The organism is Pseudoalteromonas lipolytica (assembly GCF_001306915.1).
GTDB classification, from domain to species: domain Bacteria; phylum Pseudomonadota; class Gammaproteobacteria; order Enterobacterales; family Alteromonadaceae; genus Pseudoalteromonas; species Pseudoalteromonas simplex.
This window is the reverse complement of record NZ_LJTC01000007.1, coordinates 238,321-254,483: the sequence shown is the minus strand read 5'-3', so window position 1 is coordinate 254,483 and position 16,163 is coordinate 238,321. Positions and strand designations below refer to the sequence as shown.

The following is a 16,163-nucleotide window of genomic DNA, read 5'->3' as shown; positions in this document are numbered from 1 at the left end:
CCCGCCGGTAGCACAGTGACCATCACCCAAACCTTATTAGGCGGTGGCAGTGTGACATATACGGCAACCACCGATGCCAATGGTGATTGGTCACTGACAGGGTTAACCGTGCCGTTAGCGAACCTAGCGTCGATAACAGCCAGTGCATCGGATGCTGCAGGCAATGTACGTACTATCAGTTCAAGTGACTTTGATGGTACACCACCGACACTCACCGTTAATGTGGATGCAATAGGAAATGACAATACGCCGCTCATCAGTGGTACCAGTGATGCAGGTGAAGGCGCACAAGTGACTGTGGTCGTCACCGATGCCAATGGTGATAGCAGCACCCTGACAGCGACAGTGGATGCCAGCGGTAATTGGTCAGTGAGTCCAACAACGGTCTTAGCTGATGGTCAATTTACTGTTGACGCCAGTGTGCGTGATGGGGTGGGKAACCTCACAGAAGAAACGGTGACTGGGGTCATTGATACCGTTGCACCAAGCTTAACCTTAACGGGCGTTGGGGCGGGCAGTGATGTGACGCCTGAGTTCACAGGACGCAGTAATGAAATTGGTGGCACGGTGACGGTAACGGTGACAGATAATGATGGCACCGTACAAACACTGACCGCAACCGTTGACAGTAGCGGTGATTGGCGCGTGGAAGTACCGAATGGACTCGCCGAAGGTGGCTACACTGTATCAGCAACAATTAGTGATGAAGCGGGTAACCCAACGACGGTCAATGCCACAGGCTCTATCGATACCACAACCCCAGTGGTGGTGGTTAACGACACTGGCTTGGGTAATGACAGCACGCCACTTATTACGGGCACCTCTACTGAGCCAGCAGGAACGGTAGTGAGCTTATCTATTGTGGATAGCAACAGCGATACACATACCGTCACAGCCACAGTGCAAGCSGATGGGTCGTGGCAAGCCACAGCACCGAGCTTGCCTGATGGCGCTTATACCGTGACAGCAACGATTGTTGATGCGGCAGGCAACGTTGGCACCGATACAGGCAGTGGCAGCATCGATACCTTGCCACCRAGCTTAKCGATAGACAGCTTGGGTACCATCAACGACGATACCCCAACAATCAGTGGGACCAGCAATGAGCCGGCGGGCAGTGTGGTTAACTTAAGTGTTTCAGACGGCACAAACACCTATACCTTTACAGCCACGGTACTGGGAGATGGCACATGGTCAGCAGATGTACCAAGCCCATTAAACAATGGCAGCATCAGCATTGATGCCAGTATCACCGATGCTGCGGGGAATGAAACAACCGCTAATGACACCGCGGTGCTGGATACCACCGCACCAAGTATCACAATTAATGTCATTGGCGAAACCAATGATACGACACCGACGATTAACGGCACCAGTGATGCGGTCAATGGCAGTGTAGTGACTGTGGTAATTGATGATGGTATCAACCCAGCAGAAACATTAACCACCACGGTTAATGGCGGAACATGGACAGTCACAGCAAGCAGTGCTTTGGCTGAAGGCGACTTTACAGTCACCGCAACCGTGACAGAAAACGGCATTGATGGAACGGCCACACGAACAGGTATCATTGATACCACCATGCCAGCGATTGATATAAATGCATTAGACGTCACYAATGACACCACGCCAACAGTYAGTGGCACAGCCAGTGCCCCRCAAGGCAGTACAGTCACTGTGGTCTTTACCGATGCAAACAACAACAGCCACACAGTCACTACCGTGATGCAAAGCAATGGCACTTGGTCAGTGGCGGCGAGCACGTTGTTAGCAGAAGGAGAATACACGGTTACGGCGACGGTCAGTGATCAAGCAGGTAACCCAGCAACAGCCAGTGCCACTGGTGAAATCGACATTACTGCACCGACGATTAGCCTTGATACCTTGGCCGATAGTAATGATGTGACACCGCTCATTAGTGGGCAAACCACCGGAGCGGCAGTGGGCAGCTTAGTGCTGCTTACTATCACTGACAGTGCCGGTAATGTACAAAGTGCGACAGCGACGGTGCAAGCGGATGGCAGTTGGTCTGTTGAGCCAAGTACGGCATTAGCCGAAGGGGATTATACCGTGGTGGCCACCGTGAGTGACGCGGCGGGTAACGAAGGCAGCGATACTGAAACAGGCACCATCGATGTGACGGCACCAACGATTAGCATTGATGCGCCAGCGCTGACCAACGACAATACACCGACGGTCACTGGCACCTCAGACTTAGCCAATACCTCACTCGCCGTGACCTTTACCGATGCTGATGGTATCAGCCATACCGTGACAGTCACCACAGATGCTTCAGGTAATTGGAGCGCCGAAGCAGGGCAAGCCTTAGCTGATGGCAACTACACAGTCAGTGCTAGTATCAGTGATGCAGCAGGTAATAACAGCAGTGCCAGTGACAGTGGTGAAGTCGACACTATAGCGCCAGACATTCGTGTGATCCCTTCATTTTTACTGGGTAATTTGGTTGGCTTGTCTGGGACTTCAGACTTACCAGAAGGAAGTGTGATCACGATCACTGAGCACCTTGTCGGTGGATTAATTGGATTAACATACACTGCCATTACAGATGCGAATGGAGATTGGACTTTAGCGAATATTACTGTGCCACTGCTTAATTTAGCTTATGTAACAGCAAGTGGAACAGATGCAGCAGGTAACACTGCAACGGTGAGCACCCTTGATTTTGATAATGTAGCACCTGAACTAACAGTGTCTGTTGCCGCACTTACTAATGACACAACACCAACTATCTCGGGTACAACGGATATGGGTCAAGGAACGGTTATTAATGTGACTGTTCAAGACGCTAATGGAGATTCGCAAAGCTTTACTGCAACTGTGCAAAGCGATCAAACTTGGTCTGTTGATGTACCAGCAGAACTTGCTGATGGCACATTCACAGTAACAGCATCGGTTCGAGACCAGGTGGGTAATTTAACAACTGAACAAACAACAGGTGTACTGGATAGTATAGCACCAACTTTAAGCGTAAATGCTATTGGTGGCACAGCTGAAGCTCGACCAACTATCTCGGGTAGTAGTAATGAGATAGGTGGTTCAGTGGTTGTTGAAATAGCGGGTCAAACTCTGACTACGACGGTTGATACAGATGGCACATGGCAGCTTGTAGTACCTGTCGACATCGTTGATGGTAGTTACACGATTACGGCTAGCATAACGGATGATGCAAACAACACGCAAACTGCAACAGCATCAATAACAGTTGATACAGTTACGCCTGTTGTATTGCTTGACGTATTGGGAATTGGAAACTCAAGTTTGCCAGTTATTTCAGGTACATCAACAGAATCGCCGGGAACTCAAGTATCTGTCACGATTACAGACAGCAATAGTGATACCCAAACACTGACTGCGACAGTGTTGGGAGATGGAACATGGCAAGTTACACCAGCCGCGTTACCTGATGGAAACTATACTGTAACAGCGTCAATAACGGATGTTGCGGGTAATATTGGCAGTGATACTGAATCTGGTTCTATAGATACACTTGCTCCTTCGCTCACTATTAATAGCTTAGGAACGACAAATGATTCTACACCTACAATTAGCGGTACAAGTAATGAACCTGCAGGTAGCATAGTCTCTTTGAGTGTTTCTAACGGTGGGAATATTTATTCATTATCAGCTACAGTGCAAATTGATGGTACTTGGTCAGTTGATGTTGTTACACCACTTGACGATGGTTCAGTTACTATTACTGCAAGCATCACTGATGCTGCAAATAACACGACGACTGCCACAGACAATGCAACATTAGACACTAATGCACCAACAGTATCTATTGGCACGTTGGCAATTACAAATGATACAACCCCCATCATCTCAGGTACCAGTGATGCAGTAGACGGCACACAAGTTACAATAAATGTTGAAGATGCACTTGGAAATACACAAACAATAACTACAACGGTAACGGGTGGTATTTGGAGTGTTGAGCTTGCTACTGTACTCAGTGAAGGACAATACACGGTAGATGCAAGTGTAACTGAAAATGGTTTAACTGGAACAGCATCAAAGGTTGGTGAGATAGATCTCACGGCGCCATCAATCTTGGTTAATGCACCAGCAATTACAAATGATACTACACCGACAATTAGTGGTACCAGTGATGCACCTCAGGGCTCCGTTGTCACGTTAGTTGTGTCTGATAGTTTAGGTAATGATGTTACTGCTTCTGCTATTGTTAATGCATCAGGTAATTGGTCTGTGGCATTACCTTCCTCAATAGCTGAAGGAGCATACACGGTTGAAGCCAGTATCTCTGATGCTGCAGGTAATAGCGCAACCACTTCGGTGTCTGGCATTATAGATATCACTGCGCCTGATGTTGTTATAGACACGATTGCTGTTGCAACCGATTTAACACCGCTCGCTTCTGGCAGTGCAACAGGAGCAGTCGCTGGTAATCGAGTGGTTGTCACCTTCGTTGATGCAGCAGGTGTTAGTCATAGTGTTGAAACAACGCTTGATTCAAGCCTTAACTGGGAAGTTGAAGCAACCCAAGCGCTTGCCGAAGGACAGTATACGGTAACCGCTGTTGTGACAGATACTGCTGGGAATGATGGTTCAGTAAGTACAACGTCTGCGGTTGATACTACGGCACCGATTGTGAGCATTGATCAAAGCAGTTTAATACTCACAAACGACTCAACCCCTGTTATCAGCGGCACATCTGATGCTGCAAATAGTACAGTAGTAATTGTGTTCACTGCCGCAGGCGGTTTACAACATACAGTTACTACCACAACTGATGCAAGTGGCAATTGGCAAGTTGAAGCAGGTCAAGCGTTAGCTGATGGAGTGTATTCGGTCACTGCAAGCATCACAGATACCGCAGGTAACACAGGAACTGATAGTAAAACGGGCGGAGAAGTTGACACTGTAGCTCCAGAGTTATCAATCACGCCGTCATTCTTATTAGGTAACTTGGTATCGCTTTCTGGTACTTCAGATTTGCCTGAAGGAAGTGTTATTACCATTACAAACTACCTAATTGGAGGTGGCATAGGAGTTCCTTACACAGCCACCGTTGACGCTAATGGTGATTGGCAAGTGCTTAATTTGTCAGTCTCTTTATTAACTCTCGCATATGTTGAGGCCTCTGCGACAGATGCTGCAGGTAATACAACCACTATATCGAGTATTGATTATAGTAATGACCCTAGCTTAGATGCTTTTGATGTTACTAACTATAATCCAGGTATATTAGGTTTACTCTTACCTTTCGCCGAAGGCACTGCTGAGCCGGGAACTGAGGTTTATGCCATTGGCTCTAACTTAATCGGCCTTAATTTACTCAATATTATCGACGCTTCAGTTCTTGGTTCTTCGCCAAGCACCACAACTGATAGCGACGGTGACTGGAGCATAGGGCTTTCTTTTCTTGATTTAGGGAATGAATATTACTTTGCTATTGTTGATACTGAAACTGGTGAGTATATCGTCAAGAACACCTCTAACGATTTAGTCGGTACAGGTGTGATTGAATCAGAGCCTGATAGCGGCATCATATCTCTTGGAGAAGAACCTGTTTTAGCAGGCTTAGAGAACTCTGAAGAGCCACCAGAAAATGAAAGTTCAACTTCAGGCGCTGAGCAGCTCGGTGAAAGTATTGATTTAAGCGTGATATTAGCTAAAGCGGATACAGAACCGACATTGCACTCTAACTCTGCTCCGCTTGAAGTAACAATCGATGATGTTTTAAGTGACTCAGAACAAAGTGAGGTACTGGCATTGAATATCGATAGCGAACAGCAAAGTTTAGCTTTTGATCCTAATGACTCAATAAGTTCACAACCTGCAAGTGATATTCAGAGTGAATCAGAGGACATGATTAAGAAACTAATCGAAGATGGAAATAAATCTGTAGATATTTAATCAATAAAAGAAAAGCGCTGAAATGCGCTTTTCTTACAGTACCTTGCTTAATTGAGTGATATCGTGGATTGGTATAATTCAGCAAACATTAAAAAACGCGATAACTAACTTAGTTATCGCGTTTTTTTAAAAGAATAATATTGGGGTTTAGGCTTTCAAATTGTGGACGATTTTTTTATCACCTTGAATTACGCTGCCGCCTTGGTCGTAGGTCATCGATGAAGGCGCACCGATTAGAATATCTTTAAGTTGTTTAACACTTAACTGTGCTTGGTGAGCCGCATGGGCGTTTACATCGTTTTTCTTTTTGCAGCTTGCTAGGAGAGTGTTAACTTGCTTAATAAGTGCACTCACGTCATCATCTTGCGATTCGTTGTGCGCGACAAGCTTTTGCACTTCTTTATCTATGGTTTGGATTTGTTGGAGCAAAGAAATTTTTTGTTGGGCAATACTCTTTAATCCTTCGCCACGTTTTGCAGCAATGGCTGTCAATTCATCATCTAACAACGCAGCAATAGACTCCAAGCACGAAACTTGCTGTGTTAGTTTGCTGGCTATTAAATGATTATGATCAGCCATAGACATCAAACTCGAATGCAGCGATGTTCTTTGCTAGCTTTTCAGCATCAATTTGGTATTTACCTTCGCTGATCGCTTTTTTCAGCTCAGCCACTTTATTGCTATCAAAACCAGAAGACTGCTCTGCTTTTTCTTGCAGTGATTTAAGCTGCTTTGCCTGAGGTGTTAAACTGACAGAATCTGCACTTGCTTTAGGTGCGGCTGATTTAGCAGCAGCTGCATTAGCATTATCTTTTTGTAAATCAAGCTTTTTTTGCTTGGTATTTGTCAACACAGAAGGCTGTTGTTGACCATTATTGACATTGCTTACCATAATTTTTGACCTATACATTACCCAACTTATGCCTTTATATCGGCGGGCACAGCGGATACTTTAGCATAAATAGTTAAAATTAAATATTTACCTGTACAGACTCGACTCCATCCACACGCGCATTTAATACTTTACCTGATTTTTTATTTTTTACACGTACTAATTCGTCTAACGTGCCATCTTCTAGCGCAATTCCGGTTGTTTTGATCCTTAAGCCCCGTAACGAAGCATAGATAGTTACGTTATCGCCTTTGCAAACCATGCAAACTTGGCTCATAACAATAGGTGTACCACCGCGTAAATTTCGCTTACTGCGACTGCCAATAAGTATAGACTCATCTTGTACGTATTGCGTTCTAACAAATTGCTTAGGTTTCATTTCTAGGCGTAAATGTTCGGCACGAATAACTTCACCTCGAGTAAGACTCGTTGTAACAACAACGACTGGCTCAAGTTCTATAATTCTAACGTGAACGTATTGGGTCCAACTATTTATGTCTTGGCACTTAAGTTGTACCGTGACCTGCCGATTAAAAGGAGGCTCTGTTGGTAACTCTTTGTTTAATGGCGACTCACATAACCTATCAGGAATGCGACTATCCAGAGGCAAAGCGCTTATCTGTGGTGTTGTGTTCAAGTCAGGCATGTGTTCACTCACAAAATCAACAGCGATCTGTTGAAGTTGCTCGTTGTTATAGACTTCTGCTTGTAGTTGTGTTGCAAACAACAGGCTAGAAAGAAAATAAAAAACACTGTATCTTCGGCTTTTTTTTAACAAACTCATATTGTTTCGACTATGCTTATTGTTGAAAACAAGGTATAAATATTTTGCGTCAAAAAACAGACGCTTCGTAACCTTATGTAGCTTTAACACAAAGAAGGCAATTATTGTTCCAGCTCTGATTGTTTATCTTTAGGAGATTGAAATGGCAGGCATTTTAGACTCAGTTAACCAGCGAACTCAGTTGGTTGGGCAAAACCGCCTTGAATTACTATTATTCAAACTCAGAGGGCGTCAGCGCTTTGGTATTAACGTGTTTAAAGTAAGAGAGGTTTTGCAATGCCCGCCACTTACGAACATGCCAAAATCAAATGCCTATATTCGCGGTGTTGCGCATATTCGTGGACAAACTATTTCTGTTATTGACTTATCAATGGCTGTCGGTGGTCCTGCAATTGAAAACATAAAAGACAGCTTTATCATCATTGCCGAATACAACCGTTCAGTACAAGGGTTTTTGGTTGGTGGTGTAGAACGTATCGTAAATATGAACTGGGAAAAAATAATGCCACCACCTTCGGGAGCTGGACGTTATTCTTACCTAACAGCAGTCACAGAAATAGAAAACGAACTGGTTGAGATTTTGGATGTTGAAAAGATCCTAAATGAAATCTGCCCAGTGAACACTGAAGTTAGCGCAGATGTTGTTGGTGAAGGTGAGTTCCAGAAAGATTTAGGTGAAAGAATCGTCTTTATTGCTGATGACTCTGCTGTCGCGAGAAATCAAGTAAAACGAGCGCTTGAGCCACTTGGTGTACAAACTGAGCTTGCTAAAAATGGCAAAGAGGCCTTACTAAGACTAAGAGAAATAGCTCAACTTGATTGCCAGAACGATATTACTGAGCGAGTTGGCTTATTAATTTCAGATGTTGAAATGCCAGAAATGGATGGCTATACCTTAACCGCCGAGATAAAGGCCGATCCAAAATTATCACCTTTGCATGTGATCTTACATACTTCTTTAAGTGGTGTATTCAACCAAGCAATGATTGAGAAAGTGGGAGCTGACGATTTTATTGCTAAATTTAACCCAGATGAACTAGCGACTGCTGTAAAAAAATGGGTTCATTGTGATTAATAGTTTATAGGTGGTATTACTTTGGAAAATAAGCATTTACAACAAAGCGAATACGATCAATTTCGCTCTTTTTTAGAGCAACAATGCGGCATTGTGCTTGGCGATAATAAACTTTATTTAGTTAAAAGCCGTCTCGCTCCACTTATGGCGCGTTTTAATGTCGAGTCTTTATCGCAGTTGGTAAGTAAAACACTGAGTCCTCATGAGAGGCAGCTTCGTGCCGCTGTGGTTGATGCAATGACAACCAATGAAACGCTTTGGTTTCGTGACCAGTATCCGTTTGAGTTATTGAAAACGAAATTATTTCCTGAGCTTAAAGATGTGCGTAGACCATTAAAAATATGGTCAGCGGCAAGTTCATCAGGACAAGAGCCGTATTCAATTGCCATGTCGGTTGCCGAGTTTCAGTCAAAAAACCCAGGTGTATTAAAGATGGGGGCGCAAATAATCGGCACTGATATCTCTAATACCATGCTTGATATGTGCAAAAACGCTGAGTATGACTCGCTAGCGCTTGCGCGTGGTTTGTCGATGGAACGCCGTCAAAAGTTCTTTAAAGACAGCGGCAATGGAATGGCTCAAGTCATTGACCCTATACGTAAAATGGTCAGCTTTAGACACCTTAACTTACTGGATTCATACGCTTTAATGGGCAAGTTTGACATTATATTTTGCCGTAACGTGCTCATTTACTTCTCACCAGAGGTAAAAGCTAAAATTATCTCGCAATTTGCTCAAGCCCTAAACCCTAAAGGTTACCTCTTTTTAGGTGCGTCAGAATCAATGGCGGGCTTAAGTGATAGCTTTGAGATGGTTCGTTGTAATCCAGGCATCATCTACCAGAAAAAGTAAACCTTTCTTAGCAACCTAGTTCTTAGGTTGCTAAATTTATCTATTATTCAATATCTTACGCAAATAAAATATCCCCTTCATTATTGGCTTAGCTTTTGCATTAATCACTCTAGAGTCAATTTTTTGGAGATGGTTATGGCTATCAGTTTTGATAAAGCATTTGGTGTTCACCCCCATGCAATGTTGATCCGTTCACAACGCGCTGAGTTATTAGCGACCAATATCGCTAATGCTGATACGCCGGGCTATAAAGCGAAAGACATTGATTTTGCCTCTGCATTAAAAGCGGCAAAAAGCAACCAACAAGGCGGCAATAGCATGGTAAGAACCGATGCTAAACATATTGCCGGAGGCAGCCGTTTTGTTGGCGGTGCAGAAATGTTTCGTACGCCAAATCAAGCAGATACAGGCGATGGTAACTCTGTAGATATACAAGTGGAACGAAACTTGTATGTACAGAACTCATTAGAGTATCAGGCAAGCCTGCAATTTATGAGTAGTAAAATTAAAGGCCTTAAAAAAGCCCTCGGTAGTCAAGGAGCTTAATCATGAGTTTATATAATGTTTTTGATATTTCAGGCACGGGTATGAGTGCACAAAATGTGCGCTTAAATACCACAGCGAGTAATATTTCGAATGCAAACACGATTAGCTCTAGCCAAGACCAGACATACCGAGCGCGCCATCCTGTTTTTGCTGCAGAGTTGACCAAAGCGTCAGCATCGCAAAGCAATCCTCAGGGCTCTTCTGTAGGCGTTAAAGTTTTAGGTATTGTAGAGAGCGATAAGCCGCTACAAATTGAATATAACCCGAATCACCCAAGTGCGGATGAAAATGGTTATATCTACAAACCTAACGTTAATGTTGTAGAAGAAATGGCAAATATGATTTCTGCCTCTCGCTCTTACCAAACAAATGTGCAAGTTGCTGATGCAGCTAAGCAAATGTTAAGTAAAACACTGTTGTTAGGACAACGGTAATCGAGGATAAGTTATGAGTAACGACATCAGCTCTGCATCATCATCCTATATGGATAGCTTGCGTTGGAATCAAAGCAATACGCAAACAACTGAGGAAGACAACAACACACTTTCTCAGGAAGATTTCTTTTCGTTGTTAACACAGCAGTTGTCGTTCCAGGATCCGAGTAACCCTGCTGATAACGATCAAATGATCGCGCAGATGACGAACTTTACTATGGCTGAAGGTATTTCAAACTTAAACGAGAAGTTTGACTCACTGACTGCATCAATGACATCAAATTCTGCGTTACAGGCTTCCACTTTGGTTGGTAAGCAAGCGTTATTAGAGTCTGACACCATTGACTTTGACGGTGAAAACCTTGCTAAAGGGTCGGTGGTTGCTGAGACAGCCGTTGAATCTTTAACGCTAAGAATAACAGATTCTTCAGGTCAGTTAGTACGAACCATTGAATTAGGTTCTCAGTCTGCGGGCGCACTGCGTTTTGAGTGGGATGGTAAAGATAACGATGGCAATGTGCTCCCTGAAGGCGAGTATGACATCAGTGCTGAAGGCTTTGTAAATGGAGACTACAGCAGTATGCCTATGGCGACCTTTAAGAATATTGAAAGTGTCAATATTAATGGCGCAAGCGGCATTATCGTAAATACAAAAGAGGGTGCGGTTAGGCTAACTGATATAGCTGAAATCGCATAAGTATAAAAGGTTTGGGTTAGCTTAGGCTAAGAGATAGGTTAGAGGTGAGTTATGAGCTTCAATATTGCATTAACAGGCTTAGCAGCCGCACAAAAAGATTTAGACGTAACAGCAAATAATATTGCTAACGTTAACACTACGGGCTTTAAAGAGTCTCGTGCAGAGTTCGCTGATGTATACGCATCATCAGTATTTAGTTCTGGTAAAACAAAAAATGGTGACGGTGTAAGAACAACAATGGTGGCACAACAATTCCACCAAGGTTCACTCTCTTTCACAAATAACTCACTTGATTTAGCAATTACTGGTGAAGGTTATTTCGCAATGGCGAATGACTTAGGTGCACAAGATTTTACTTACACGCGTGCTGGTGCGTTCAAACTTAATAAAGATAACTTTATTGTGGATGCGAGCGGTAATTACTTACAAGGTTTCCCTGTTGATGAAGCAACCGGTGACACAACCTCTGTAAGCTTAAGTACATCTTCTGCGCTACAAATTCCAGATGCATCAGGTTCACCACGTGCAACCACGAATGTTTATTCGTCATTTAACCTTGATTCACGTGCCTCTGCGCCAACTGTGACACCATTCGATCCAGAAACAAGTGCAACTTATAACAGCTCTACATCGACAACGGTGTATGACTCATTAGGTGAACCGCATATTCTACAGTTCTTCTTTGTGAAAACTGATTCTACAGTGACTGGTAATGAAAATGAGTGGGAAGTATACGCTACATTAGATGAAAAGCCATTTGATGCAACAGGTGTTGAGCAAACCACAACACCTTATACACCATTATCAACTTTTCAGTTTGATGCCAGTGGCTTACCACAAAGTACAGATGGTACAGCGAATACTGATACAACATTTAATCCATTAACGTTACCGAGTGGTTTAGGTGCTGCGACAGGCCTTTCTGATTTACTTTCGAATGGTGCAAGTTTCCCTGATGATGTGACTATTAACTGGCGTGATGAAGCGGCAACAGCAAATAAAGTTCCAACTCAATACGCAAGTAACTTTGAAGTAAAAGCATTAGAGCAAGATGGTGCGACTGTAGGTCGTCTATCAGGAATTGATATCGGTTCTGACGGTAAAATTGTTGCGTCATACAGTAATGGAGATACGTCGTTCCTAGGTCAAGTTGCTATGGTGCGCTTCTCTAATTCACAGGGCTTGCAACAAGTTGGTGATACATCTTGGAAGAAGAGTTTAACGTCAGGTGAGCCGATTGCGGGTGAACCAGGTTCAGGTACTCTAGGTTCAATTAACTCATCAGCGCTTGAGCAATCAAACGTTAACTTAACCAATGAACTTGTTGACTTAATTAGTGCTCAGCGTAACTTCCAAGCAAATTCACGTGCGCTTGAGGTTAACTCAACACTACAACAAAACATCCTACAGATCCGTTAATCTTAACGGTTCTAAGCTTAATCCGACACGAAGGCTGCTTCCTCTATTGGCAGCCTTTTTTCATTCTTACTTTCATTTTTCTCTTCTATTTTAGCGTCAATTTTACTTTGGCACTTTTATTGCATTTCTTAATTATCGTATTTTTAGTGAGTCAATGTTATGGACAAAATGGTCTACATTGCCATGTCGGGTGCTAAGCAAAGTTTGCGAGGTCTTGAGCTCAAGGCCAACAATCTTGCTAATGCTAACACCACTGGCTTTAAAGCTGATTTTGCACAAGCTCGCTCTATGCAAGCCTTCGGTGAAGGTCTGCCATCTAGGGTGTTTGCAATGCAAGAACGCCCAGGATCTAATATGGAATCGGGTGGTTTTGTTGAAACTGGCCGTGAGCTTGATATCGCGATGAGCGACCGTGGTTGGTTGAGCGTACAAGATGCATCCGGCAATGAGGCGTACACCAAAACTGGCACATTAAACATTACTCCAGATGGCGCATTGATCACGAGCCATGGCCGTCAAGTAATTGGCGAAGGTGGTCCAATCATTTTGCCATTGCCTATTGAAAAAGTTGAGTTTAGTGAAGATGGCGCTATTCAGGTTCGCCCGCAAGGTGCGCCTGCTAACTTTTTGGAAGTGGTTGATCGCTTAAAAGTGATTGAGGCTGATAACACTCAGCTTGAAAAAGGCAATGACGGTTTATTTCGACCAAAAGAAGACATGTTGGTCAATGACCTTTGTGGTTTTTGTGACATTTCACCAAACGTAAAAGTACTGTCGGGAACGCTTGAAATGTCGAACGTAAACCCAGTGCATGAAATGGTCGATATGATCAGCAATCAACGCCAATTTGAATTACAAGTTAAATTGATGAAAACAGCCGAAGAGCTCGATGAGCGTCAAGATCAGCTGTTACGCATTGTTTAAGATGACTGAGAGGGTAGAGTTATGAATCCTGCATTATGGATCAGTAAAACCGGGCTTGACGCCCAGCAAACCGATATTTCGGTGATCTCAAATAATCTCGCGAATGCCAGCACGGTAGGCTACAAAAAAAGCCGCGCCGTATTTGAAGATTTACTATATCAAAACATTAACCAGCCAGGTGGCCGCTCGTCGCAAGACACTGAAATGCCGTCAGGCTTAATGCTTGGTGCCGGTGCCAAAGTGGTTGCTAACCAAAAGAACTTTTCACAAGGTAATATGCTTACCACTGAAAATTCATTGGACTGGATGATCTCAGGCCCAGGTTTTTTTGAAGTGCAATTACCAGATGGCAATATTGCCTATTCACGTAATGGTCAATTCACGACTGACGAAGATGGTCGCATTGTAACTTCCGGCGCGGGTTTTCCATTACAGCCAGAAATGAACGTACCAGACGATGCACAATCAATTACTGTTTCACAAGACGGTGAAGTATCAGTGCGTATTTCAGGTCAAGCAGAGAACGTGGTCATCGGTCAGCTCACCATTAGTGATTTTATTAATCCATCGGGTCTTGAGCCTATGGGGCAAAACTTATACACAGAAACCGCTGTGAGTGGCGCACCTGTGCAAGGTAATCCTGGTATCGACGGTTTAGGCACTGTGGTTCAAGGTTCCCTTGAAACCTCTAACGTGAATGTAACGGAAGAGCTTGTTAACTTGATTGAAACGCAACGAATTTATGAAATGAATTCAAAAGTGATTTCAGCGGTTGATGAAATGCTTAGTTACATCAATCAGCAACTTTAATGGGTAGGAGGCAGCATGCGTAATATTATCTTAGTCACATCAGCAGCATTGATGCTGGGTGGTTGTATGACAACGCAAAATCATCATGTGGTTCAGGATGACCCTTACTATGCGCCTATGTATCCGGAACCAAGTACTGAACAAGTGGTACCAACAGGTTCGTTGTTTGATAGTTATTCGGCAAATGACTTGTACTCAGATAAAAAGGCATTACGCGCCGGCGATATCATCACTGTTAAATTGCAAGAGTCTACCCAAGCAACTAAAGCGGCAAAAACTGAAACCGACAAAGAAACAGATGCTAGTTTAGACCCTGTTATTGGGCTTGGCGGAAACCCGGTTAACATTGGTGGCGACAGCATTCAGTTTGGTATTGGCTCAGGGGCATCGTTTAAAGGCGATTCAAAGTCTAACCAATCAAATAGCTTATTTGGTGATATTTCTGTCAATGTGATGCGTGTTTTACCGAATGGGAACTTGGTTATTCGTGGTGAAAAATGGCTCACTTTGAATACTGGTGAAGAATTTATTCGCCTAGAAGGTTTAGTTCGTCCTGAAGATGTGCAAGCAGATAACACAGTAACTTCCAATCGTATTGCTAATGCGCGAATTCAATACTCAGGTAAAGGGCAAATTCAAGAAACGCAAAGTGCAGGTTGGCTGTCTCGTTTCTTTAGTAGTTCGCTTTTCCCATTTTAGAGGAATAAAGTCATGAATGGGTTTAAATACATCATCGCTCTTTGCTTAATTAGCCTGCAGTTTTCTGCACAGGCTGAGCGAGTCAAAGATGTATCTATGGTTGAGGGCGTACGCTCTAACCAATTAGTGGGTTATGGATTGGTTGTTGGTTTGCCTGGCACAGGCGAACAAAGCCGATTTACTCAACAAAGCTTTAAAGCCATGTTAAATGGTTTTGGTATCACCTTACCAGATAGCTTAAAACCTAAGATTAAAAATGTTGCAGCTGTGGCTGTGCATGCAGAGTTACCGGCATTTAGAAAACCGGGTCAAACCATTGATATTACGGTTTCGTCTATTGGTAGTGCGGGTAGTTTACGTGGTGGTACCTTATTACAAACCTTTTTAAAAGGGGTTGATGGCAATACCTATGCGATTGCACAAGGTAGCTTAGTTGTTGGTGGTCTAGGTGCGGAAGGGGCTGATGGTAGCCGTGTAATTATTAACACACCCACAGTGGGTCGTATTCCAAACGGTGCCATTGTAGAGCGTGCTATTAAGAGCCCGTTTATGCAAGGTGACTACATTACCTTTAATTTAAATCGCCCAGATTTCACAACAGCAAAGCGCCTAGAGCAAACGATTAATGATTTGGTGGGGCCTGACAGTGCTCAGGCAATTGATGCAGCGTCAGTGCGAGTGTTAGCACCGCGTGATGCATCTCAACGTGTTGCTTATTTATCTACCCTTGAAAACTTAGAGTTTAAGCCTGCAGACACAGCAGCAAAAATTATTGTTAACTCCCGCACAGGTACAATTGTGATTGGCAAAAACGTGAAGCTACAGCCTGCGGCAATAACTCATGGTGGTTTAACGGTTACGATTGCTGAGCAGCAAAACGTGTCACAGCCAAACGCTTTAAGTGATGGTGAAACTACCGTTACCAATCAAAGTATTATTGATGTGAACGAAGATGATTCACGTGCTTTTGTATTTAATCCAGGTGTTAATCTTGATGATCTCGTACGCGCAATCAATGAGGTGGGGGCCGCACCGGGTGATTTAATGGCAATCCTTGAAGCTTTAAAAGAAGCGGGGGCGATAAACGGGCAACTGGTTATCATTTAAATTAAAACGCGCTGTCGAGCGCGTTT

At 43.6% G+C, this 16,163-nt stretch carries 14 protein-coding genes; 11 read left to right on the top strand and 3 right to left on the bottom strand.

Annotated elements, in window-relative coordinates; all coding sequences use genetic code 11:
* Positions 1-15 precede the first annotated feature (15 nt).
* Positions 16-5,898, top strand: coding sequence for a beta strand repeat-containing protein (locus AOG27_RS12335; RefSeq protein WP_054553316.1), 5,883 nt, complete (start codon positions 16-18; stop codon positions 5,896-5,898).
* 147 nt (positions 5,899-6,045) lie between these two features.
* Here the strand turns inward: AOG27_RS12335 and flgN are convergent, their stop codons facing one another.
* From flgN to flgA, 3 genes are all read right to left on the bottom strand, one after another.
* Positions 6,046-6,477, bottom strand: coding sequence for a flagellar protein FlgN (flgN, locus tag AOG27_RS12330; RefSeq protein ID WP_054553315.1), 432 nt, complete (start codon positions 6,475-6,477; stop codon positions 6,046-6,048).
* Positions 6,470-6,790: a flagellar biosynthesis anti-sigma factor FlgM gene (gene flgM / locus AOG27_RS12325; protein ID WP_054553314.1), complete on the bottom strand. Its 321-nt coding sequence runs from the start codon at positions 6,788-6,790 to the stop codon at positions 6,470-6,472. The genes flgN and flgM overlap by 8 nt, the downstream gene beginning before the upstream one ends.
* A 79-nt stretch (positions 6,791-6,869) precedes the next feature.
* On the bottom strand, positions 6,870-7,574 hold the full coding sequence (flgA, locus tag AOG27_RS12320) for a flagellar basal body P-ring formation chaperone FlgA (RefSeq protein ID WP_054553313.1): 705 nt from the start codon (positions 7,572-7,574) through the stop codon (positions 6,870-6,872).
* Positions 7,575-7,716: 142 nt separating this feature from the next.
* On the opposite strand from flgA, the gene AOG27_RS12315 reads away from it, so the two are divergent.
* The 10 genes from AOG27_RS12315 (at position 7,717) to AOG27_RS12270 (ending at position 16,137) form a co-directional block, all read left to right on the top strand.
* A complete protein-coding gene (locus AOG27_RS12315; RefSeq protein ID WP_054553312.1) occupies positions 7,717-8,649 on the top strand; it encodes a chemotaxis protein in 933 nt (310 codons plus the stop codon).
* Positions 8,650-8,670: 21 nt separating this feature from the next.
* The gene (locus AOG27_RS12310) at positions 8,671-9,501 is read left to right on the top strand and encodes a CheR family methyltransferase (RefSeq protein ID WP_054553311.1); all 831 of its coding nucleotides are present in this window, start codon (positions 8,671-8,673) and stop codon (positions 9,499-9,501) included.
* Positions 9,502-9,636: 135 nt separating this feature from the next.
* Positions 9,637-10,047: a flagellar basal body rod protein FlgB gene (gene flgB, locus AOG27_RS12305; RefSeq protein ID WP_054553310.1), complete on the top strand. Its 411-nt coding sequence runs from the start codon at positions 9,637-9,639 to the stop codon at positions 10,045-10,047.
* A 2-nt stretch (positions 10,048-10,049) separates the two neighbouring features.
* The gene (gene flgC, locus AOG27_RS12300; RefSeq protein WP_036970207.1) at positions 10,050-10,481 is read left to right on the top strand and encodes a flagellar basal body rod protein FlgC; all 432 of its coding nucleotides are present in this window, start codon (positions 10,050-10,052) and stop codon (positions 10,479-10,481) included.
* 13 nt (positions 10,482-10,494) lie between these two features.
* A complete protein-coding gene (locus AOG27_RS12295) occupies positions 10,495-11,178 on the top strand; it encodes a flagellar hook assembly protein FlgD (protein WP_054553309.1) in 684 nt (227 codons plus the stop codon).
* A 51-nt stretch (positions 11,179-11,229) separates the two neighbouring features.
* Complete coding sequence (flgE, locus tag AOG27_RS12290) at positions 11,230-12,597, top strand: flagellar hook protein FlgE (RefSeq protein WP_054553308.1); 1,368 nt, start codon at positions 11,230-11,232, stop codon at positions 12,595-12,597.
* 159 nt (positions 12,598-12,756) lie between these two features.
* Positions 12,757-13,521: a flagellar basal body rod protein FlgF gene (locus AOG27_RS12285; RefSeq protein ID WP_054553307.1), complete on the top strand. Its 765-nt coding sequence runs from the start codon at positions 12,757-12,759 to the stop codon at positions 13,519-13,521.
* Between the two features lie 21 nt (positions 13,522-13,542).
* Positions 13,543-14,331 carry a flagellar basal-body rod protein FlgG gene (flgG, locus tag AOG27_RS12280; RefSeq protein WP_054553306.1) on the top strand — a complete coding sequence of 263 codons (789 nt, stop codon included), beginning with the start codon at positions 13,543-13,545 and terminating at the stop codon, positions 14,329-14,331.
* A 15-nt stretch (positions 14,332-14,346) separates the two neighbouring features.
* Positions 14,347-15,030, top strand: a complete 684-nt coding sequence (flgH, locus tag AOG27_RS12275; RefSeq protein ID WP_054553305.1) for a flagellar basal body L-ring protein FlgH — start codon at positions 14,347-14,349, stop codon at positions 15,028-15,030.
* Positions 15,031-15,042: 12 nt separating this feature from the next.
* A complete protein-coding gene (locus AOG27_RS12270) occupies positions 15,043-16,137 on the top strand; it encodes a flagellar basal body P-ring protein FlgI (RefSeq protein ID WP_054553304.1) in 1,095 nt (364 codons plus the stop codon).
* Positions 16,138-16,163: the final 26 nt, after the last annotated feature.

Bases quoted from the DNA above. Each gene is read 5' to 3' on its own strand.
- flgN (WP_054553315.1), bottom strand. From the start codon at position 6,477: ATGGCTGATCATAATCATTTAATAGCCAGCAAACTAACACAGCAAGTT.
- flgM (WP_054553314.1), bottom strand. From the start codon at position 6,790: ATGGTAAGCAATGTCAATAATGGTCAACAACAGCCTTCTGTGTTGACA.
- flgA (WP_054553313.1), bottom strand. From the start codon at position 7,574: ATGAGTTTGTTAAAAAAAAGCCGAAGATACAGTGTTTTTTATTTTCTT.
- AOG27_RS12315 (WP_054553312.1), top strand. From the start codon at position 7,717: ATGGCAGGCATTTTAGACTCAGTTAACCAGCGAACTCAGTTGGTTGGG.
- flgB (WP_054553310.1), top strand. From the start codon at position 9,637: ATGGCTATCAGTTTTGATAAAGCATTTGGTGTTCACCCCCATGCAATG.
- flgC (WP_036970207.1), top strand. From the start codon at position 10,050: ATGAGTTTATATAATGTTTTTGATATTTCAGGCACGGGTATGAGTGCA.
- AOG27_RS12295 (WP_054553309.1), top strand. From the start codon at position 10,495: ATGAGTAACGACATCAGCTCTGCATCATCATCCTATATGGATAGCTTG.
- flgE (WP_054553308.1), top strand. From the start codon at position 11,230: ATGAGCTTCAATATTGCATTAACAGGCTTAGCAGCCGCACAAAAAGAT.
- AOG27_RS12285 (WP_054553307.1), top strand. From the start codon at position 12,757: ATGGACAAAATGGTCTACATTGCCATGTCGGGTGCTAAGCAAAGTTTG.
- flgG (WP_054553306.1), top strand. From the start codon at position 13,543: ATGAATCCTGCATTATGGATCAGTAAAACCGGGCTTGACGCCCAGCAA.
- flgH (WP_054553305.1), top strand. From the start codon at position 14,347: ATGCGTAATATTATCTTAGTCACATCAGCAGCATTGATGCTGGGTGGT.
- AOG27_RS12270 (WP_054553304.1), top strand. From the start codon at position 15,043: ATGAATGGGTTTAAATACATCATCGCTCTTTGCTTAATTAGCCTGCAG.